This window comes from Pseudomonas sp. FP1742 (genome assembly GCF_030687145.1).
GTDB classification, from domain to species: Bacteria; Pseudomonadota; Gammaproteobacteria; order Pseudomonadales; family Pseudomonadaceae; genus Aquipseudomonas; species Aquipseudomonas frederiksbergensis_D.
On record NZ_CP117460.1, the window covers coordinates 5,440,306 to 5,461,024 of the forward strand.

The window sequence follows — 20,719 nt, forward strand, 5'->3', positions numbered from 1 at the left end:
CTGCTAATGATAGTCATTTTTGAAAAATCTCCAGCAATCGTGGCGCTATCTTGTCCAGTGGGCGGATTTCCACGGCAGCGTCGATGGCTGCGGCCGCCTTGGGCATTCCGTACACGGCACTGCTGTTCTGGTCCTGAGCGATAGTCAGGTAGCCCTGTTGGCGCATGAGTTTAAGCCCCTGGGCGCCGTCGCGCCCCATACCGGTCAGCAGGACGCCCACGGCATCACCGCTCCAGTAACTGGCCACACTCTCGAAAAACACATCGATCGAAGGCCGATAGATCTCGTTGACCGGTTCGGCGGTGTAGGCCAGCGTGCCGTTCTTCAGCAGGCGAATATGATGGTTGGTGCCGGCCAGCAGGACCGTGCCGCTTTGCGGCGGTTCGCCTTCCTGGGCCAGGCGCACGTTCAGGCCGCTGGCGGTGGCAAGCCATTCGGCCATGCCGGCGGCGAACACCTGGTCCACATGCTGGACCAGCACGATGGCCGCCGAAAAATCCCGTGGCAGGCCCTTGAGCAGCACTTCCAGCGCCGCCGGCCCGCCAGCGGATGAACCAATCGCCACCAAGTGTTGGCGCGAAGCCGAGTTGCGGTGCGGACTCGGTGCCGATCGCACCCGATTGCTGTGGTCACCAATCAGCCAGCCAATGTTCATGATCTTGCGCAGCAGCGGCGCGGCGGCTTCCTGAGCATTGCCGGCCCCGATCGCCGGGGTATCGACCACATCCAGCGCGCCATGGCCCATGGCTTCGAACACCCGGTGCACGTTCTGCTGGCGGTCGACGGTGACGATGACGATCGCGCATGGGGTCTCGGCCATGATCCGCCGGGTCGCTTCCACGCCGTCCATCAACGGCATGATCAAGTCCATCAGAATCAGATCCGGGGTGTACTCGGCGCAACGCTGCACCGCCTCGGCCCCGTTGCCGGCGACCCAGACCACCTCGTGTGCCGGTTCGAACGCCAGAGCGCGGCGCAAAGCCTCCACGGCCATGGGCATGTCGTTGACAATGGCGATTTTCATGCGCGCGCGCCTCCAATGAGCTCAACTACTGCATCCAGCAAGGCGTCATCATGAAAACTGGCCTTGGCTAGATAATAGTCGGCCCCGGCATCCAGTCCACGGCGGCGGTCTTCTTCGCGGTCCTTGTAGGACACCACCATCACCGGCAGCGATTGCAGGCGATTGTCGCGGCGCAATAAAGTCACCAGCTCGATGCCGTCCATGCGCGGCATGTCGATGTCGGTGATCAGCAGGTCGAAATCCTCCGAACGCAGGGCGTTCCAGCCATCCATGCCGTCCACCGCCACAGCGACGTCGTAGCCGCGATTGAGCAGCAACTTGCGCTGCAACTCACGCACGGTCAGCGAATCGTCCACCACCAGAATCCGTTTACGCGCCGCTTCGACGGCCTGGTTGGCGTGCCGGGCAATGCGCTCCAGACGCCCGGTATTGAGCAGTTTGTCCACCGAACGCAGCATGTCTTCGACGTCGACGATCAGTACCACCGAGCCGTCGTCGAGCAGGGCCCCGGAGGAAATGTCCTGCACCTTGCCCAGGCGCTCGTCCAGTGGCAGCACCACCAGCGTCCGCTCGCCGATAAACCGCTCGACCGCCACCCCGTAGATCGCCTCGCGCTCGCGGATGACCACGACTTTGAGGGTCTGCGCGTTGTTCTGGCTCGCCGGGCGATGCAATAGCTGACTGGCGGCGACCAGTCCGACATGCCGGCCTTCGTACCAGAAGTGCTGCCGGCCTTCGACCTGCACAATGTCTTCCGGCTCCAGGTCGCACATGCGCTCGATGTGCGCCAGCGGGAAGGCGTACGCCTCGTCACCGACCTCCACCACCAGGCTGCGCACCACCGACAGCGTCAGCGGCACTTCCAGATGAAAGCGACTGCCCTCGCCCGCCGTTTGCTCCAGCACCACGGCACCGCGCAACTGCCGAACCATATGCTGAACCGCATCCAGGCCAACGCCGCGCCCGGACACTTCGGTAACCGTGTCGCGCAGGCTGAAACCCGGCAGAAACAGGAACGTCAGCAGCTCTTCTTCACTCAACTGGGCGGCAGTCTCGGCTGGGGATAACTGCCGCTCGACGATGTTGCGGCGGAGCTTTTCCAGGTCAACGCCATTGCCGTCATCGCTCAGTTCCAGCACCAGCAGACCGGCCTGATGAGAGGCTCGCAGACGAATCACGCCTTCCTCCGGCTTGCCGGCCAACAACCGTTGTTCCCGGGTTTCGATGCCGTGATCCACCGCGTTGCGCAGCAAGTGCGTCAGCGGCGCTTCAAGTTTTTCCAGTACGTCCCGATCAACCTGAGTTTTCTCGCCCTCGATCTCCAGCCGCACCTGTTTGCCCAGGCTGCGGCCAAGGTCGCGGACCATGCGCACTTGCCCGCTCAGCACGTCGGCGAACGGCCGCATGCGACAGGCCAGCGCCGTGTCATACAACACCTGCGCGCGCTGGCTGGCGTGCCAGGCGAACTCATCCAGTTCGGCGTGCTTTTCCACCAGCATTTGCTGGGACTCGGCCAGCAATCGACGGGCATCGCCCAAGGCTTCCCGGGCTTCGAGGCTCAAGGCATGGTCCTTGAGATGGACGTTAAGGTTTTCCAGCGCCCGCAGGCCGTTGCTCTGCATGCGTTTGAGGCGCTGCATGGTGGCCAGGTGCGGCTTGAGCCGCTGGGTTTCCACCAGGGATTTACTCGACAGGTCGAGCAGGCTGTTCAAGCGCTCGGCCGTGACGCGCAATACGCGCTCGCCACTTTCGGTGGCGCGTTTAGCCATGGGCGCTGGCTCGGCGGGTGCTGCCGGGGGGGCTTCGGTGGCGGCCGGCATGGGCGGCTCAACCTTAGGCGTCGGCGGTTCCAGCTGAAGTTCTGCCATCGGCGGCGCGATGGGGGCAGTCGCCAGGTGATCAAGCAGCCGTCCCATCAAGACGACGTAAGCTTCGATATCCGCAGGCGCCGGAGCTTTGCCCGGCGTCGCAATCCGCGTCAGCAGATCGGTACCTTGCAACAGTGCATCAATATGTTCGGGCCGCAGGTACAAGCGCCCTTCCTGGGCGCTGACCAGGTAATCCTCCATCACGTGGGCGACACTGACCCCGGCATCGACACCGACAATCCGCGCCGCGCCCTTGAGTGAGTGGGCCGCGCGCATGCATGACTCGAGGTAATCGGCTTGCGTCGGATCGCGTTCAAGGGCCAGCAGACCGGCGCTCAGCACCAGGGTCTGGGCCTCGGCTTCCAGGCTGAACAGTTCCAGCAAAGAGGCGTCACGCATTTGGTCGGGGGTCATGTCAGACTCCGGGTCACGGCGGACAACAGCTGTTCTTCATCCAGCCAACGCAGGCTGCGACCTTTGAATTGCAAGACGCCACGGGTGTATTTGGCGCTGGCCTGGCTGCCAGACTGAGAGGCCGCATCGAGAATGCGCTCGTCGATGGCGTGAATCCCGTCCACTTCGTCCACCGGCACCACCACCGGCCCGCCGTGGGCGGCAATGATCAGCATCCGCGGCGTCACCCGTGCGCCGGGTGCCACGCCATTGCGGTCGTCGAGCCCCAGCAGCTCCACCAGCGACAGGCACGCCACCAAGGCACCGCGCACATTCGCCACGCCGAGCAACGCCCGTGAACGTTGATGGGGCAAGGAATGGATCGCTTGCAGCGGCGCCACTTCGACCAGGCTGCGGGTGGCCAGGCCCAGCCATTCTTCGCCAAGGCGAAACATCAGCAACGAACGGGTTTTCACCTCGTTCTCGGCCATTGTGGAGACTTGCCCACGGTCGTCCTGTTGCAAGGCGTAGCGATCAAGCAAGCGCGTGGCGGCGGCCGAATACACCGCGCAATTGCGGCAATGAATGTGGTCGCTCAGCAGCGGGCAGGACTGGTCGCCGTGGATACCGATGCGGTTCCAGCAGTCGTCGATGGCCTGGGCATCTTCATGGGTGACGCTCAAGGTGTCGGAGACGTTCATCGTTTACGCTCACTGTCAGCGGCGCGCTCGCTACGAACGGCGCGGGCCTGCAATCGTCTGGCTCCCGCCGTGTCGCCCTGGGACTGCAGCAAGGCGGCCAGGTGCATCAACGCGTCGGGGTGTTGCGGTTCGAGGTACAACGCCTTGCGATAAAACCCCTGGGCCTCCAGGGCGCTGCCGGCGACATCACTGAGCAGCCCCAGCCAATAGAACACTTGGGCCACCGGCTCGTGGCTGCGCAAAAAACTTTCGCAGGCCGCGCGGGCCTCGGCACTTTTGCCTTCGTTGGCCAGCGCGGCGATGTTCGCCAGCAGCGTGGCGGCATCCGAAGGGGTGGCTTTGGGAATTTGCGGTATCGGCACGACTGTCGCGAAAGGCCGAGTGCGCACTGGCGGCGTCACGCTACGCAGCGGTAGTTGCACCGCCAGTGTCGGCATCGGCGTGAAGGTCGCAATCGGCTCGGGCGCGCTCTGGCGACTGAAGGCGAACGACTGCGGGATCCCGATCGAGCGCATGCCGAAACGGCCCAGCAGGCTGCCTTCCGCCGGGCCGATAAACAGCACGCCGTCGATGTGGGTCAGACGCTTGAGCACTTCGAACACTTGCTGCTGGGTCGGCTGGTCGAAATAAATCAGCAGGTTGCGACAGAACACAAAGTCATAGGGTGGCTCCTTGGCCAGCAAGGTCGGATCGAGCAGATTGCCGACCTGCAAGCGCACCTGTTCAAGCACCCGTGCGCTGAGGCGATAGTTGTCGTGTTCAGCGGTGAAATGGCGCTCGCGAAACTCGAGGTCCTGGCCGCGAAACGAATTCTTGCCATACAGCGCGAGCCTGGCCTTTTCCACCGACAGCGGGCTGACGTCCATGCCGTCGACCTTGAACTGATGCGGCGCCAGCCCGGCATCGAGCAGGGCCATGGCGATGGAGTACGGTTCTTCGCCAGTGGAGCATGGCAGGCTGAGAATCCGCAGGGCGCGCATGTTGTTGATCGCCGCCAGCCGTTTGGCCGCCAGTTTTGCCAATGTGGCGAAGGATTCCGGGTAACGGAAAAACCAGGTCTCGGGGACAATCACCGCTTCGATCAGCGCCTGTTGTTCATCCCGCGAGCCCAGCAATAGGTGCCAGTATTCATCGCTCGTCTGCGTCCGAGCCGCCGTGCAGCGCTGGCGCACCGCACGTTCGATGATCGCCGGGCCGACAGATCCCACATCGAGGCCGATGCGCTCTTTGAGAAAATCGAAAAACCTTTGATCGCTGCTCATCCCTGCTCCTCAAACTGCGCCAGGTCCAGCGGCGGCGAGGGAAACAACAAGGCGCGAACCTGTGCATCCAGTAAATCGGCGACCCGCACCCATTGCAGCAGCCCCTGGGCATCTTCGCGCACCGGGCCGAGGTACGGCGCCTGACGATTATCCAGGCCATAAGGCTGAAAGTCCGCCGGGTTGCAGCGCAACGTATCGGTGACTTGCTCCAGAATCAGCCCGAGCAATTGCGCAGGCGTCGCTTCATCCGGCCGATAGTGCACCAGCACCAACCGCGTGCTGGTGCGGGCCTGGGCCGGCTGGCCGAACGTCAGTGCGCTGAGGTCGATCACCGGCACCACCGCGCCGCGCCAGGCAAACACCCCGGCCACCCAGTCCGGCGCCTGGGGAATGGGTTTCAACGGCAGTTGCGGCAGCACTTCGGCCACCTCGATGGCCTGCAAGGCGTAACGCTCGTTGCCGATGCGAAACACCAGAAACAACGATGGCTTCGCCGGCATCGCCGCGTCGCGTTTGGCCGTAAGTTCGCTCATCAGACTTTGAATCGCGAGACACCGCCACGCAGCCCCACGGCCACCTGACTCAATTCGTCGATGGCGAAACTGGCCTGACGCAACGACTCGACCGTCTGGCTGCTGGCGTCGCCCAACTGCACCAGCGCGTGGTTGATCTGCTCGGCACCGGTGGCCTGGGCCTGCATGCCTTCGTTGACCATCAACACCCGTGGCGCCAGCGCCTGAACCTGATGAATGATCTGCGACAGCTGCTCGCCCACCTGCTGCACCTCGGACATGCCGCGGCGCACTTCCTCAGAGAACTTGTCCATGCCCATGACCCCGGCCGACACCGCCGACTGGATCTCGCGCACCATCTGCTCGATGTCGTAGGTGGCCACGGCAGTCTGGTCTGCCAGACGTCGCACTTCGGTGGCGACCACGGCAAACCCGCGACCATACTCGCCGGCCTTCTCGGCTTCGATCGCGGCGTTCAGGGACAACAGGTTGGTCTGGTCGGCGACTTTGACGATGGTCACCACCACCTGGTTGATGTTGCCGGCCTTCTCATTGAGGATCGCCAGTTTGGCATTCACCAGATCTGCCGCGCCCATCACCGAATGCATGGTGTCTTCCATGCGCGCCAGGCCTTGCTGACCAGAACCGGCCAGCACCGACGCCTGATCGGCGGCGGTGGAAACTTCGGTCATGGTGCGCACCAGGTCCCGCGAGGTGGCGGCAATTTCACGGGAGGTCGCACCGATTTCGGTGGTAGTGGCCGCGGTTTCGGTGGCGGTGGCCTGTTGCTGCTTGGACGTCGCGGCAATTTCCGTGACCGATGTGGTGACCTGCACCGAGGAGCGCTGCGCCTGGGACACCAGCGAGGTGAGCTCGGTCATCATGTCATTGAAGCCGGTTTCCACCGCGCCGAATTCGTCTTTGCGATCAAGATTCAAGCGACTGCTGAGATCCCCGGTGCGCATGACTTCCAGAATGTCCACGATGCGACTCATCGGTGCCATAATCGCGCGCATCAACAGCAGGCCGCAGAGGCCGGCGACGATGACTGCCACCAGCAAAGAGACGCCCATGCTGATTTTGGCGGCCGTCACTGCATCACTGATGGCCAGCGTGGATCGTTCAGCCAGGGCGTGATTACTCTCAAGAAGGCTGTTCAACTGCTTGCGCCCATTGATCCAGGCCGGCGTGAGTTTCTGCTCCAGGGCAAGGCGCGCCTGGTCGTACTCTTTGCGCTGATAGAGGTCGAGAACGTTCGCCATCTCCTTGTTGTAGAGCTGATGACGCGCTTCGAATTCGTCGAATAGATTCTGATCTTCTGTGGTGAAAATGGTTTTGCGATAGTTGGCCATCTGCTCGCCCAAGCGCTCTTCGAAGCTCTTGTACATGGTCTGGTCGGCGGCGCTTATTTCGCGACGTCCGGAAAGGCCGACAATCTGCTGGGTGAGGTTAAAACTGTCGACCCACGCGCCGCGGATCATCGAACTGAAATACACCCCGGGAACCGCATCGGTGCGAACCGATTCTGCGCCGGCGTCGATCTTCATCAGCCGGGAAAAAGACACCACGACCATTAGCAGCATGATCGCGATAATTACCGCAAAGCTCGCCAAAATGCGTTGGCGCAACGTCCAGTTCTTCACAGTCAGTCCTCGATGCGGGTCAAATTGCGGGGGAGTATAGCCGAGGGCGATGTTTCATTTATAAGACGCTGAGCATCGCTTCACATCCCGCCAACAAAAAGCCGTAAATCGGCAGAAATGGACCGTGGATCAGTCATGGGGGAAGTTGTCATGGCCTGGACGCCATTGCGAGCAGGCTCGCGATGGCGTCCATCCAGGCAAAAGTTTGTTGCCCGCGAAGGCATTCTGAAGACCTACACGGAAGCCTGCCGCACCTGTTTCTCCAGTTCGGCCTTCAACCCCGGCTCCAGCTTCAACTGCCGCGCCAACTCATCCAGATAGGACTTCTCCATGAAGTTCTCCGCATCCACCAGCATCACACTGGCGATGTACATTTCAGCCGCCATTTCCGGCGTACTGGCGGCGCGGGCGACGTCGGTCGGGTCCAGCGGCTTGTTGAGCTCGGCGTGTAGCCAGTGCTGCAGTTCCTGATCGTTGTCGAGCTTGCTGAACTCGCCTTCGATCAATTGGCGTTCACGCTCATCGACGTGACCGTCGGCTTTGGCCGCAGCCACCAACGCCTTGAGAATCGCCTGGCTATGCTGCTCGACTTGCGCCGCTGGCAAGCGGTCGAGGGTTTGCGGTTCGGTCTTGGGCGCGGTGCCCTGCTGGGCCTGCCAGTTGCCATAAGCCTTGTAGGCAATTACCCCCAATGCGGCGAGGCCGCCGTAGATCGCGAACTTGCCGCCGACTTTGCGCGCCTTCTTGCTGCCCAACAGCAGGCCCATGGCGCCAGCCGCCAGGGCTCCGCCGCCCGCCCCCGAGAGCAAACCACCCAATCCACCGCTGGATGATTTGTTCTGCGCGCCACCGGCCTTGTTCTGCAACAGCTCCTGACCGGACTTGAGCAGTTGATCGAGCAATCCACGGGTATTCATGTTGCCGCCTCCACAAAATCGGGTTAACCGGATCATTAAGGCCACCAGCCTGGATCGAAAGTGCCCGGTTCCTCTTCGCAAGAGTGCTTCCAGATGTTGCTCATATCTCGGTAAACAGCCGGTAACGCACCCACACAATCTATTTCATCGAATGCAGCCCCGGGGGATTTGTCGACCTTGGCATCGAGCACTAGTCTGGATAAACCCATGACACAGCGCGGCCTCAGTCAGCCTCCCACAAAGCGCACTACGCTAATAACAAGCCACTCATGGCGAACGACCCCGTTCAACGCTGTCCCGACCCTAATTAAAGAAGAGGGAAACCCCATGTTCGAACACAAGACCGCACTGCTCAGTGCCATCACCACGGCGCTCCTGGCCAGCGCCAGCCTGCAGGCCGCCGAACCGCTGAAAGCCGTCGGCGCCGGCGAAGGTCAGCTGGATATCGTTGCCTGGCCCGGCTATATCGAACGGGGCGAAACTGATAAGGCTTACGACTGGGTCAACGCTTTCGAGAAGGAAACCGGCTGCAAGGTCAACGTCAAGACGGCCGGCACGTCCGATGAAATGGTCAGCCTGATGGCCAAGGGCGGTTACGATCTGGTGACGGCGTCCGGCGATGCCTCCCTGCGCCTGATCGCCGGCAAGCGTGTCCAGCCGATCAACACCGCATTGATCCCCAACTGGAAAAATCTCGATCCGCGCCTGAAGGATGCACCGTGGTACGTGGTCGACAAGCAGACCTACGGCACCCCGTACCAGTGGGGCCCGAACGTGCTCATGTACAACACCAACGTGTTCAAGCAGCCGCCGACCAGTTGGGGCGTGGTGCTCGAAGAGCAGAAGCTGCCCGATGGCAAATCCAACAAGGGCCGCGTGCAGGCGTATGACGGGCCGATCTACATCGCGGACGCGGCGCTGTACCTGAAAACCGCCAAGCCGGAACTGGGCATCAAGGACCCATACCTGCTCGACGAAAAGCAGTACAAGGCCGTGCTCGATCTGCTGCGCGGTCAACAAAAGCTGATCCACCGCTACTGGCACGACACCACCGTGCAGATGAGTGACTTCAAGAACGAAGGCGTGGTGGCCTCCAGCTCCTGGCCCTATCAGGTCAACGGCCTGATGAACGAGAAACAGCCAGTCGCCTCGACCATCCCCAAAGAAGGCGCCACAGGGTGGGCCGACACCACCATGATGCACGCCGAAGCCAAGCACCCGAACTGCGCCTACAAGTGGATGGACTGGTCGCTGACGCCGAAGGTCCAGGGCGATGTGTCCGCCTGGTTCGGGTCACTGCCGGCGGTCCCGGCGGCGTGCAAGGCAAGCGAACTGTTGGGTGCCGAGGGATGCAAGACCAACGGTTTCGACCAGTTCGACAAGATCGCCTTCTGGAAAACCCCGCAGGCCGAGGGTGGCAAGTACGTGCCTTATAGCCGTTGGACCCAGGACTACATCGCGATTATGGGAGGCAGGTAATACACCGACCCTTGTGGCGAGGGAGCTTTGTGGCGAGGGGGCTTGCCCCCTCGCCACAGTGAGCATTCCAGCTAAAAAAGCACACCGATTCAGTTTTTTCAGAAGTCCAGGCAGGGGCCGCTGTGATGGGCCCCCGCTTTTAGGGAGCACCGTATCCATGACGCTCGCAGTCCAGTTCACCAATGTCTCCCGTCAGTTCGGCGAGGTGAAGGCCGTTGACCGGGTTTCCATCGATATCCAGGACGGCGAGTTCTTTTCCCTGCTGGGCCCTTCCGGCTCGGGCAAAACCACCTGCCTGCGCCTGATCGCCGGTTTCGAACAGCCGAGCACCGGCTCCATCCGCATCCATGGTGCCGAAGCCGCCGGGCTGCCGCCTTATCAGCGTGATGTGAATACCGTGTTCCAGGATTACGCCCTGTTCCCGCACATGAACGTACTCGACAACGTCGCCTACGGCTTGAAAGTTAAAGGTGTCGGCAAGACCGAACGCCACAAGCGCGCCGAAGAGGCCCTCGCCATGGTCGCCCTCGGCGGCTATGGCGAACGCAAGCCGGTGCAGCTGTCGGGCGGCCAACGCCAGCGAGTGGCCCTGGCCCGGGCGTTGGTCAATCGCCCTCGGGTCTTGCTGCTCGACGAACCCTTAGGCGCCCTCGACCTGAAGCTGCGCGAGCAGATGCAAGGTGAGCTGAAGAAGCTGCAACGCCAGCTCGGCATCACCTTCATCTTCGTCACCCACGACCAGACTGAAGCGCTGTCGATGTCCGATCGTGTGGCAGTGTTCAACAAGGGCCGCATCGAACAGGTCGACACGTCACGCCATCTCTACATGAAACCGGCGACTACCTTCGTTGCCGAATTCGTCGGCACGTCCAACGTGATTCGCGGCGATCTGGCGCGGCAGTTGAGCGGCAATCCACAGCCGTTTTCGATTCGCCCGGAACACGTGCGTTTCGCCGAAGGCCCGCTGGCCAGCCATGAAATCGAAGTCAGCGGCGTGCTGCATGACATCCAGTATCAGGGCAGCTCCACCCGTTATGAATTGAAACTGGAAAACGGCCAGACCCTGAATATCAGCCAGGCCAACGTCCAGTGGCTGGACGCCAGCGCGCAACATCAGACCGGGCAACGCATCAGCGCTCGCTGGGCACGAGAAGCGATGATTGCGCTGCACGACAATGTTGTGGGCGGGGTGTGAGATGGACACCGTGACGATCCCCCGAACACCGTCCAATGGCTCGCCGTTGCGCCGGTTTTCCAACCTGCTGTACCGGCGGCCGAACCTGTATCTGTCGCTGCTGCTCGTGCCGCCGTTGCTGTGGTTCGGCGCAATCTACCTCGGCTCGCTGCTGACGTTGTTGTGGCAAGGCTTCTACACCTTCGATGACTTCACCATGACGGTCACCCCCGACCTGACCCTGGCGAACTTCGCAGCGCTGTTCCAGCCGTCGAACTTCGACATCATCCTGCGTACCCTGAGCATGGCCATCGTCGTGTCACTCGCCAGTGCCGTGGTGGCGTTCCCGATCGCCTACTACATGGCGCGCTACACCAGTGGCAACACCAAGGCGTTTTTCTATATCGCGGTGATGATGCCGATGTGGGCCAGTTACATCGTCAAGGCCTATGCCTGGACCTTGCTGTTGGCCAAGGGCGGCGTGGCCCAGTGGTTCGTTCAATACCTGAACCTGGAGCCGGTATTGCAGTTCGTGCTCGGGATGCCGGGGGTGGGTGGCAGCACGTTGTCGACCTCGCACCTGGGACGATTCATGGTGTTCGTCTACATCTGGCTGCCGTTCATGATCCTGCCGATCCAGGCCTCACTGGAACGCCTGCCGCCCTCATTGCTGCAAGCCTCGGCGGACCTGGGCGCCAAGCCGCGTCAGACCTTCATGCAAGTGATTCTGCCACTGTCGATTCCGGGCATCGCGGCCGGTTCGATCTTCACCTTTTCACTGACCCTGGGCGACTTCATCGTGCCGCAACTGGTGGGTCCGCCGGGCTACTTTGTCGGCAGCATGGTCTACGCCCAACAAGGGGCCATCGGCAACATGCCGATGGCGGCAGCCTTCACCCTGGTGCCGATCGTGCTGATCGCCATTTACCTGGCCATTGTCAAACGCCTGGGGGCCTTCGATGCGCTCTGACTCTTCCTCTCAAGACCGGGCCTCCCTGGGCCTGCGCATCGCCGCGTGGGGCGGATTGCTGTTCTTGCACTTTCCGATCCTGATCATCTTCCTCTACGCCTTCAACACCGAAGACGCGGCGTTCAGCTTTCCGCCCAAGGGCTTCACCTTGAAGTGGATCAGCGTGGCGTTCTCGCGGCCCGACGTGCTGGAAGCGATCAAGCTGTCGCTGCAGATTGCCGCCATCGCCACCCTGATTGCGCTGATCCTCGGCACCCTCGCCTCGGCGGCGCTGTACCGGCGGGACTTTTTCGGCAAGCAAGGCATCTCGCTGATGCTGATCCTGCCGATTGCCCTGCCGGGGATCATCACCGGGATCGCGCTGCTGGCGACTTTCAAGACCCTGGGGATCGAGCCGGGGGTGTTCACCATCGTGATCGGTCATGCGACCTTCTGCGTGGTGATCGTCTACAACAACGTCATCGCCCGATTGCGCCGCACGTCCTACAGTTTGATCGAAGCGTCGATGGACCTTGGCGCCGATGGCTGGCAGACCTTCCGCTACATCGTCCTGCCGAACCTCGGCTCGGCATTGCTGGCCGGTGGCATGCTGGCGTTCGCCCTGTCGTTCGACGAAATCATCGTCACCACCTTCACCGCCGGCCACGAACGCACCTTGCCGTTGTGGCTGCTCAACCAGCTCAGTCGACCACGGGACGTGCCGGTGACCAACGTCGTGGCGATGCTGGTCATGATGGTGACCATGCTGCCGATTCTCGGCGCGTATTACCTGACCCGCGGTGGCGAGAGTGTGGCCGGTAGTGGCGGAAAATAACTGACAACTCATTTCCCGATGTGGGAACCGAATCCTGTGGGAGCGGGCTTGCTCGCGAAGGGGCCATCACATTCAACATTGATGTTGACTGATCCACCGCCTTCGCGAGCAAGCCCGCTCCCACGTGAGAACCGGTTCCCGACAAAGGAATACAACAGCTTCGGAGGATAAAGCCATGCAAACCAAACTCTTGATCAATGGCCAACTCGTCAAAGGCGACGGCGCCGCCCAAGCCGTATTCAACCCAGCACTCGGCCGTGTACTGGTGGAAATCAACGAAGCCAGCGAAGCCCAGGTCGACGCCGCCGTGCGCGCCGCCGATAGCGCCTTCGAAGCCTGGTCGCAAACCACACCAAAAGAGCGCTCGCTGCTGCTGCTCAAACTCGCCGACCTCATCGAAGCCCATGCTAAAGAGCTGGCCAAACTGGAGTCGGACAACTGCGGCAAACCCTACAGCGCCGCGCTGAACGACGAGATCCCGGCGATTGCCGACGTGTTCCGGTTCTTCGCCGGCGCCAGCCGTTGCATGAGCGGTGCGCTGGGCGGTGAATACCTGCACGGCCACACCTCGATGATCCGTCGCGACCCGGTGGGCGTGATTGCCTCCATCGCGCCGTGGAACTACCCGCTGATGATGGTCGCCTGGAAAATCGCCCCGGCCCTGGCCGCCGGTAATACCGTGGTGCTCAAGCCGTCGGAACAAACCCCGCTGACTGCCTTGCGCCTGGCCGAACTGGCGTCGGAGATTTTCCCGGCGGGCGTGCTTAACCTGGTGATCGGTAGTGGCCCTACCGTTGGCACTCCGCTGGTCACGCACCCGAAAGTGCGCATGGTGTCGCTGACCGGCTCCATCGCCACCGGCTCGAACATCATTTCCAGCACCGCCGGCAGCGTCAAACGCATGCACATGGAACTGGGCGGCAAGGCGCCGGTGATCATCTTCGACGATGCCGACATCGATGCCGCCGTGGAAGGCATTCGCACCTTCGGTTTCTACAACGCCGGCCAGGACTGCACCGCCGCCTGCCGCATCTACGCCCAGGCTGGCATCTACGACACCTTCGTCGAGAAGCTCGGCGCCGCGGTCAGTACCCTCAAGTACGGCTTGCAGAATGATCCGTCGACGGAACTGGGCCCGTTGATCAGCTCGCAACATCGCGACCGCGTGACCGCGCTTGTCGAGCGAGCCATGGCGCAACCGCACATTCGCTTGATCACCGGCGGCAAGGCCGTGGATGGCAATGGCTTCTTCTTTGAGCCCACGGTGCTGGCCGACGCACAACAGGACGACGAGATCGTGCGCCACGAAGTGTTCGGGCCGGTGGTATCGGTCACCAAATTCACTGATGAAGCACAGGCGCTGGCCTGGGCCAACGATTCGGACTACGGCCTGGCGTCGTCGGTCTGGACCACGGACATCGGCCGCGCCCATCGCCTGTCTGCACGCCTGCAGTACGGCTGCACGTGGGTGAACACCCACTTCATGCTGGTCAGCGAAATGCCCCATGGCGGTCAGAAACTGTCCGGTTATGGGAAAGACATGTCGATGTATGGATTGGAGGACTACACGGTTGTAAGGCATGTGATGTTCAAGCATTAAAAACGAAAAAATCGCAGCCTGCGGCAGCTACCAGGTGTACACCGATCTCCGGTAGAAACTGCCGCAGGCTGCGATCCTTTGCTCAACGGAAAAATGCTTTAACACCTCAAAACCGCGAAACACTCCTCATCGCATCCACCAGATAGCGCATCGCAATGCGGTCGCTTTCCGACAACTCGCGATAGCGCTCCACCAACTTCAACTCTTCCGAACTGAGCCGACGCCTTCGCCGCCCGGTAGCCAGGCAGGGGAAGATTCCTAACATTTCGGTAATGCCTTGTACTTTCGACATGGACGATGTCCTTCTATACGTCAGAGAAAACTGCAAAACCGCATCGCCCTATCACTTTCAGCGGCCGCTTTGTGTGCGCTGAACCCACCGGCCTGAAGGGCCGAAACCGGTCATGCCCATAGAATAGAAATTAAATCGGTGCTGAAAAGCAGTTTTTAGAGTAATTAGTCGAAAAAAGCAGATATGCCCTATAAATCAGAAAGTACGGTGAGAAATGTTACCTGACATGTCTTGTTTCATTGCCGCGCTGTCGCGACGCTATCAATCATTTTTGCTCTGTAATCGAACGGTTTAAGCTATTTGGCATCTGTTCTAAAGTCCGTTGCGTTTGGCCGAAGGCATGTCCGAACCGTTATTTCAAATCCAGCACGTGCCAGGAACGGCGCGGGATTGTTCACGACAGGTTGTACTTATGCACCGCAGGAATTTGCTCAAAGCCTCCATGGCCATTGCGGCTTACACCGGTCTCTCGGCCACCGGCCTGTTGGCCGCGAACGCCTGGGCCGGTAGCGGCGCTGCCGATGGCGATGCCCAGGCGTTCGACTTCGAAGCGCTGAAAAGCCAGGCCAAACAACTCGCCGGCAAGCCCTACCAAGACACCAAGCAGGTGCTGCCGCCGACACTGGCGACCATGACGCCGCAGAACTTCAATGCGATCCGCTACGACGGCAATCATTCGCTATGGAAGGACCTGAAAGGTCAGCTGGACGTGCAGTTTTTCCACGTCGGCATGGGTTTCAAGCAGCCGGTGCGCATGTACAGCGTCGATCCCAAGACTCGACTGGCGCGCGAGGTGCATTTCCGCCCGTCGCTGTTCAACTATGAAAAAACCACCGTTGACACTAAACAGCTCAAGACAGATCTGGGTTTCTCCGGGTTCAAGCTGTTCAAGGCCCCGGAGCTGGATCAGCACGACGTGTTGTCGTTCCTCGGCGCCAGCTACTTCCGCGCGGTAGACGCCACCGGCCAATACGGTTTGTCGGCCCGCGGCCTGGCGATCGACACCTACGCCAAGAAGCGTGAAGAATTCCCGGACTTCACCAAGTTCTGGTTCGAGACACCGGACAAGGACAGCACCCGTTTCGTGGTGTACGCCCTGCTCGATTCGCCGAGCGCCACCGGTGCCTATCGTTTCGACATCGATTGCCAGGCCGAGCGCGTGGTGATGGAAGTCGACGCCCACATCAATGCCCGCACCGCCATCGAGCAACTGGGCATCGCGCCGATGACCAGCATGTTCAGCTGTGGCACCCATGAACGCCGCATGTGCGACACCATTCACCCGCAGATCCACGACTCCGATCGCCTGGCCATGTGGCGCGGCAACGGCGAGTGGATCTGCCGTCCGCTGAACAACCCGGCCACCCTGCAGTTCAACGCCTTCGCCGACACCGATCCGAAAGGCTTTGGCCTGGCGCAGACCGACCATGAGTTCGACAGTTATCAGGACACCGTCGACTGGTACAGCAAGCGTCCGAGCCTGTGGGTGGAACCTACAACCGCGTGGGGCGAAGGCTCCATCGATTTGCTGGAAATTCCTACGACCGGCGAAACCCTGGATAACATCGTCGCATTCTGGACGCCGAAAAAACCGGTCGCCGCCGGTGACTCCCTGAACTACGGCTACAAGCTCTACTGGAGCGCCCTGCCACCGACGGGTACGCCGCTGGCACGGGTCAATGCGACCCGTTCGGGCATGGGCGGCTTCGTCGAAGGCTGGGCCCCAGGCGAGCACTACCCGGAAGTCTGGGCACGCCGCTTCGCCGTGGACTTCACCGGGGGCGGCCTGGACCGCTTGCCCGAAGGCGCCGGGATCGAGCCGGTGGTGACCTGTTCGAACGGTGAAGTGAAGGACTTCAATGTATTGGTGCTCGATGACATCAAAGGCTACCGAATCACCTTCGACTGGTACCCGACCAATGACAGCGTGGCGCCGGTGGAGCTGCGGTTGTTCATTCGCACCAATGACCGCACGTTGAGTGAAACCTGGTTGTACCAGTATTTCCCGCCAGCGCCTGATAAGCGTAAGTACACCTGAGAGTTAGTCGGGGTCTGAAATGGCCCCTTCGCGAGCAAGCCCGCTCCCACAGTGATGGGGGTGTTCACAAAATTTGTGTACGCCGCCGACCCTTGTGGGAGCGGGCTTGCCCGCGAAGGCGGCAGGACAGCCGACAAACCTCTCGACACAAAAATGCAAAAGCCCCGATCAACCTGACCGGGGCTTTTTGGTTTCATAGCGATCTTCAGTCACGCAAATCCGATTCATGAATCGGCTGATCACGATGGGTGGCCCGCTGGTATTGCGCCGGCCAGATCGCCTTGTGCCCGCCCAGATCGTCATCGGCATGCAGCGGCCAATACGGATCGCGCAACAACTCCCGGGCGAGGAAGATGATGTCGGCCTGACAAGTGCGCAGAATGTGCTCGGCCTGGGCCGGTTCGGTGATCATGCCGACGGTACCGGTGGCAATGCCTGACTCCTTGCGTACGCGCTCGGCGAAACGGGTCTGGTAACCGGGGCCGGTCGGGATCTCGGCGTTTACCGCCGTACCGCCCGATGAGACATCGATCAGGTCCACGCCCAGATCTTTCAGGCGTCGCGCCAGCTCCACGGTTTCGTCGGGGTTCCAGCCGTCTTCCACCCAGTCGGTGGCCGATACCCGCACAAACACCGGTAACTCCTCAGGCCACACGGCCCGAACCGCTTCGGTGACTTGCAGTACCAGCCGAATGCGATTTTCGAACGAGCCGCCGTACTGATCGCGCCGCTGATTACTCAGGGGCGAAAGAAACTGATGCAGCAGATATCCATGGGCGGCGTGCACTTCGACCACTTTGAAACCGGCGGTCAGCGCCCGTTTGGCCGAATCGACAAAGGCCTGGACGATCTCGGCGATCTCGCTCTCATTGAGCTGCTTGGGTGGGGTGTGCTGAGGGTCGAAAGCGATCGGCGAAGGGCCGACCGGGATCCAGCCGCCGTCTTCCGGCTTGACGCTGCCATGCTTGCCGAGCCACGGCCGATGCGTGCTGGCCTTGCGCCCGGCATGGGCCAACTGAATGCCGGCGACGGCGCCCTGAGCGGCGATGAAACGGGTAATACGTTGCAAGGATTCGATCTGTTGATCATTCCACAGGCCGAGGTCCTGGGCGGTGATGCGCCCGTCGGCGGTGACCGCCGTGGCCTCGGTAAATACCAGACCGGCGCCGCCGATCGCGCGGCTGCCGAGATGGACCAGATGCCAGTCATTGGCCAGCCCATCGACGCTGGAATACTGGCACATTGGCGACACCGCAATGCGGTTAAGCAGGGTCAATTGACGAAGGGTATAGGGTTCAAGCAGCAGACTCATGGGGCACCTCTCGAATCAGTGGGCAGGCTCCAGGGTTCTGTTTGAATAGTCGACGAGTGACAGGAAAAAGGTGCAGCACCCGCCCCCGCGGGCAAAAAATTCGACAAGACGTCACAAGGATAATCAAGCAGTGCTTAGAGCCTAGTCGACATCGCGGGATCAGGGAGGGTTCCGAGAGATTCGGTGTGAGGGAAATCGCTTTCGCGGGCAAGCCCCCTCCCACAGGATTTGCGCAGATCCTGTGGGAGCGGGCTTGCCCGCGAAGGGCTTAACGCGGTTCGATGTGGGCAATCATCAACTGAACGGTCTCGTTGCCACGAAACTCATTGAGGTCGAGCTTGTAGGCCAATTCCACCCACTTGATGGTCGGATTCGGCCAGATGTCGCGGTCGATACCGAAGGCAATGCCATCGAGCTTCACCGAGCCACATTCACTCTTGAGCACCACTTTAAGGTGCCGCTCGCCCACCACCCGTTGCTCGACCAACTGGAACACCCCGTGAAACAGCGGTTCCGGAAAGTGTTGCCCCCAAGGTCCGGCGTGGCGTAGGGCGCGGGCCAGTTCCAGGTGAAACTCCTCGACCGCCAGGGTGCCGTCCGACAGCAGTCGCCCGGTCAGGTCTTCTTCGCGCATTTGCCTGCGCACTTCGGCGTCGAAGGCTTGCGCGAACAACGGAAAATTCGCTTCCGGCAAGGTCAGGCCAGCCGCCATGGCGTGGCCGCCGTATTTGCTGATCAGGTTCGGATGTTGCGCCGCGACCACGCTCAAGGCATCGCGAATGTGAAAGCCCTGAACCGAACGCCCCGAGCCCTTGAGCAGGCCATCGCCGGCATCGGCAAAGGCAATGGTCGGACGGAAATAGCGCTCTTTCATACGCGAGGCGAGGATACCGATCACACCCTGGTGCCACTCGGGATCGAACAGGCACAGGCCGAACGGCATCGATTCCACCGGCAGATCCTTGAGTTGGGCCAGCGCCTCGCGCTGCATGCCCTGCTCGATGGATTTACGGTCCTGGTTCATGCCATCCAGCTGAGCGGCCATTTCACGGGCGGCGCCAGCGTCTTCGGTGAGCAGGCACTCGATGCCCAGGCTCATGTCGTCCAGCCTTCCTGCCGCGTTCAGGCGCGGGCCGAGGATAAAGCCCAGGTCAGTGGAGGTGATACGCGAATGATCACGCTTGGCCACTTCAAGGATCGCCTTGATCCCCGGCCGCGCGCGCCCGGCGCGAATTCGCTCCAGGCCCTGATGCACCAGAATCCGGTTGTTGGCATCCAGCGGCACCACGTCGGCGACGCTGCCCAACGCCACCAGGTCGAGCAATTCGCCAATGTTCGGCTGCGGCTTGCTCTCGTACCAGCCCAGGCTGCGCAGGCGCGCGCGCAGGGCCATCAGTACATAGAAAATCACCCCGACACCGGCCAGGGCTTTGCTCGGGAACTCGCAACCCGGCTGGTTCGGATTGACGATGGCATCGGCCAACGGCAGCTCGTCGCCGGGCAAGTGGTGATCGGTGACCAGCACCTTGAGCCCGGCCTTTTTCGCCGCTGCCACGCCTTCGACGCTGGAAATGCCATTGTCCACGGTGATCAGCAACTGCGGCTCGCGGGTCAACGCCACTTCGACGATTTCCGGGGTCAGGCCGTAGCCGTACTCGAAGCGGTTTGGCACCAGATAGTCGACATGTGCCGCGCCCAACAAGCGTAACCCCAACATGCCCACGGTACTGGCCGTCGCGCCATCGGCATCGAAGTCGCCAACGATCAGAATCCGCTGACGCTGCTCCAGCGCCGTTACCAGCAAATCCACCGCCGCCTCGATGCCCTTGAGCTGCTGGAACGGAATCAGCCGCGCCAGGCTCTTGTCCAGTTCAGCCTCGGACTGCACGCCCCGCGCCGCGTAAAGGCGGGTCAGCAGCGGTGGAATATCACCGAGGAATGGCAGGGTGTCGGGCAACAGGCGAGGTTCGATGCGCATGGGGTGACAGGTGCTTCTCTTGAATACGTAGGATAAAACCGGGGGGACGCGGCCAAGCGGAGAATAATCAGCCGCGTTCGCCGGCCAGCCATTGCAACTGGACTTCGTGCTGACCACGGTCGTCGGTGACGAAAATCGTTCCTTCGCTGATCATCACGTCCCACTTGATAACGCGCGGCATGTCCTTGGCCAGGGTTTCCAGCACTTCCTGGGGCACGGCGGCGATGTTGACGTTTTTCAGGGTCTTGATTGCCGGGATTACTTTGCCTTCCCAGACACGCAGGCTGCCGTAGGCCAGCAGGCTGGTGCGTTCGGTGCGACGCGAGCACCAGGTCAGGCGGTCGGCGTCTGGCTGGCCGACTTCGATCCAGTGCAGGACACGGTCGTCCAGGCTCTTTTCCCACAGCGCCGGCTCATCCACGTCTGACAGACCGCGGCCAAAAGACAGCTGCTCGTTGTACCAGAAGGCGTAGGCCAGCAGCCGCACGGTCATGCGCTCTTCGGTTTCCGAAGGGTGACGGGCGATGGTCTGCTTCACGTTCTCGTAGACGCTGCGGTCGAGGTCGGTGAGGTTCAGTTCAAACTTGTAGGTCGTGGACGGCTGGGCCATGAACGGGCTTCTTGATACGGGGAAAGGCGGCAAGTCTAACCGATGCAAGAGGGCAATCAACGAATTGAAGGCGAATCAACTTTGGGCGATGGATGGCGGCCTATGATAAAACGCTGTATTCGCTCAGCCTTT

General features: G+C 61.4%; 17 protein-coding genes. 6 read left to right on the plus strand and 11 right to left on the minus strand.

Going from position 1 to position 20,719, the window contains the following annotated elements; genetic code table 11:
* Positions 1-13: 13 nt before the first annotated feature.
* From PSH64_RS24585 to PSH64_RS24615, 7 genes are all read right to left on the minus strand, one after another.
* Positions 14-1,024, minus strand: coding sequence for a chemotaxis response regulator protein-glutamate methylesterase (locus tag PSH64_RS24585; protein WP_305478953.1), 1,011 nt, complete (start codon positions 1,022-1,024; stop codon positions 14-16).
* Positions 1,021-3,306 (minus strand): hybrid sensor histidine kinase/response regulator, encoded by a 2,286-nt coding sequence (locus tag PSH64_RS24590; protein ID WP_305478954.1) that lies wholly within the window; start codon positions 3,304-3,306, stop codon positions 1,021-1,023. The genes PSH64_RS24585 and PSH64_RS24590 overlap by 4 nt, the downstream gene beginning before the upstream one ends.
* Positions 3,303-3,986 carry a chemotaxis protein CheW gene (locus tag PSH64_RS24595; RefSeq protein ID WP_305478955.1) on the minus strand — a complete coding sequence of 228 codons (684 nt, stop codon included), beginning with the start codon at positions 3,984-3,986 and terminating at the stop codon, positions 3,303-3,305. Before PSH64_RS24595 ends, PSH64_RS24590 begins: the two co-directional genes overlap by 4 nt.
* On the minus strand, positions 3,983-5,248 hold the full coding sequence (locus PSH64_RS24600; protein ID WP_305478956.1) for a protein-glutamate O-methyltransferase CheR: 1,266 nt from the start codon (positions 5,246-5,248) through the stop codon (positions 3,983-3,985). The genes PSH64_RS24595 and PSH64_RS24600 overlap by 4 nt, the downstream gene beginning before the upstream one ends.
* Complete coding sequence (locus tag PSH64_RS24605; protein WP_105344890.1) at positions 5,245-5,781, minus strand: chemotaxis protein CheW; 537 nt, start codon at positions 5,779-5,781, stop codon at positions 5,245-5,247. Before PSH64_RS24605 ends, PSH64_RS24600 begins: the two co-directional genes overlap by 4 nt.
* On the minus strand, positions 5,781-7,403 hold the full coding sequence (locus tag PSH64_RS24610; protein ID WP_305478957.1) for a methyl-accepting chemotaxis protein: 1,623 nt from the start codon (positions 7,401-7,403) through the stop codon (positions 5,781-5,783). Before PSH64_RS24610 ends, PSH64_RS24605 begins: the two co-directional genes overlap by 1 nt.
* A 233-nt stretch (positions 7,404-7,636) precedes the next feature.
* On the minus strand, positions 7,637-8,320 hold the full coding sequence (locus PSH64_RS24615; RefSeq protein ID WP_305478958.1) for a tellurite resistance TerB family protein: 684 nt from the start codon (positions 8,318-8,320) through the stop codon (positions 7,637-7,639).
* Between the two features lie 327 nt (positions 8,321-8,647).
* Here PSH64_RS24615 and ydcS point away from each other — a divergent pair, with 327 nt between their 5' ends.
* The 5 genes from ydcS (at position 8,648) to PSH64_RS24640 (ending at position 14,357) form a co-directional block, all read left to right on the plus strand.
* On the plus strand, positions 8,648-9,799 hold the full coding sequence (ydcS, locus tag PSH64_RS24620; protein ID WP_305478959.1) for a putative ABC transporter substrate-binding protein YdcS: 1,152 nt from the start codon (positions 8,648-8,650) through the stop codon (positions 9,797-9,799).
* A gap of 157 nt (positions 9,800-9,956) precedes the next feature.
* On the plus strand, positions 9,957-10,994 hold the full coding sequence (locus PSH64_RS24625; RefSeq protein WP_305478960.1) for an ABC transporter ATP-binding protein: 1,038 nt from the start codon (positions 9,957-9,959) through the stop codon (positions 10,992-10,994).
* Between the two features lies 1 nt (position 10,995).
* Positions 10,996-11,943, plus strand: a complete 948-nt coding sequence (locus PSH64_RS24630) for an ABC transporter permease (protein WP_105344877.1) — start codon at positions 10,996-10,998, stop codon at positions 11,941-11,943.
* Positions 11,933-12,757, plus strand: a complete 825-nt coding sequence (locus PSH64_RS24635; RefSeq protein ID WP_305478962.1) for an ABC transporter permease — start codon at positions 11,933-11,935, stop codon at positions 12,755-12,757. Before PSH64_RS24630 ends, PSH64_RS24635 begins: the two co-directional genes overlap by 11 nt.
* 175 nt (positions 12,758-12,932) lie before the next feature.
* Complete coding sequence (locus PSH64_RS24640) at positions 12,933-14,357, plus strand: gamma-aminobutyraldehyde dehydrogenase (protein WP_105344870.1); 1,425 nt, start codon at positions 12,933-12,935, stop codon at positions 14,355-14,357.
* A gap of 106 nt (positions 14,358-14,463) precedes the next feature.
* On the opposite strand, the gene PSH64_RS24645 is transcribed toward PSH64_RS24640, so the two are convergent.
* On the minus strand, positions 14,464-14,649 hold the full coding sequence (locus tag PSH64_RS24645) for a hypothetical protein (RefSeq protein WP_105344867.1): 186 nt from the start codon (positions 14,647-14,649) through the stop codon (positions 14,464-14,466).
* A gap of 412 nt (positions 14,650-15,061) precedes the next feature.
* On the opposite strand from PSH64_RS24645, the gene PSH64_RS24650 reads away from it, so the two are divergent.
* The gene (locus PSH64_RS24650) at positions 15,062-16,687 is read left to right on the plus strand and encodes a glucan biosynthesis protein D (protein WP_305478963.1); all 1,626 of its coding nucleotides are present in this window, start codon (positions 15,062-15,064) and stop codon (positions 16,685-16,687) included.
* 205 nt (positions 16,688-16,892) lie between these two features.
* Here the strand turns inward: PSH64_RS24650 and PSH64_RS24655 are convergent, their stop codons facing one another.
* From PSH64_RS24655 to PSH64_RS24665, 3 genes are all read right to left on the minus strand, one after another.
* A complete protein-coding gene (locus tag PSH64_RS24655) occupies positions 16,893-17,999 on the minus strand; it encodes an NADH:flavin oxidoreductase/NADH oxidase (RefSeq protein WP_305478964.1) in 1,107 nt (368 codons plus the stop codon).
* A gap of 268 nt (positions 18,000-18,267) precedes the next feature.
* Positions 18,268-19,977, minus strand: coding sequence for a single-stranded-DNA-specific exonuclease RecJ (gene recJ, locus PSH64_RS24660; protein WP_064616237.1), 1,710 nt, complete (start codon positions 19,975-19,977; stop codon positions 18,268-18,270).
* A 67-nt stretch (positions 19,978-20,044) separates the two neighbouring features.
* Positions 20,045-20,587, minus strand: coding sequence for a YaeQ family protein (locus PSH64_RS24665; protein ID WP_007940622.1), 543 nt, complete (start codon positions 20,585-20,587; stop codon positions 20,045-20,047).
* Between the last annotated feature and the right edge of the window lie 132 nt (positions 20,588-20,719).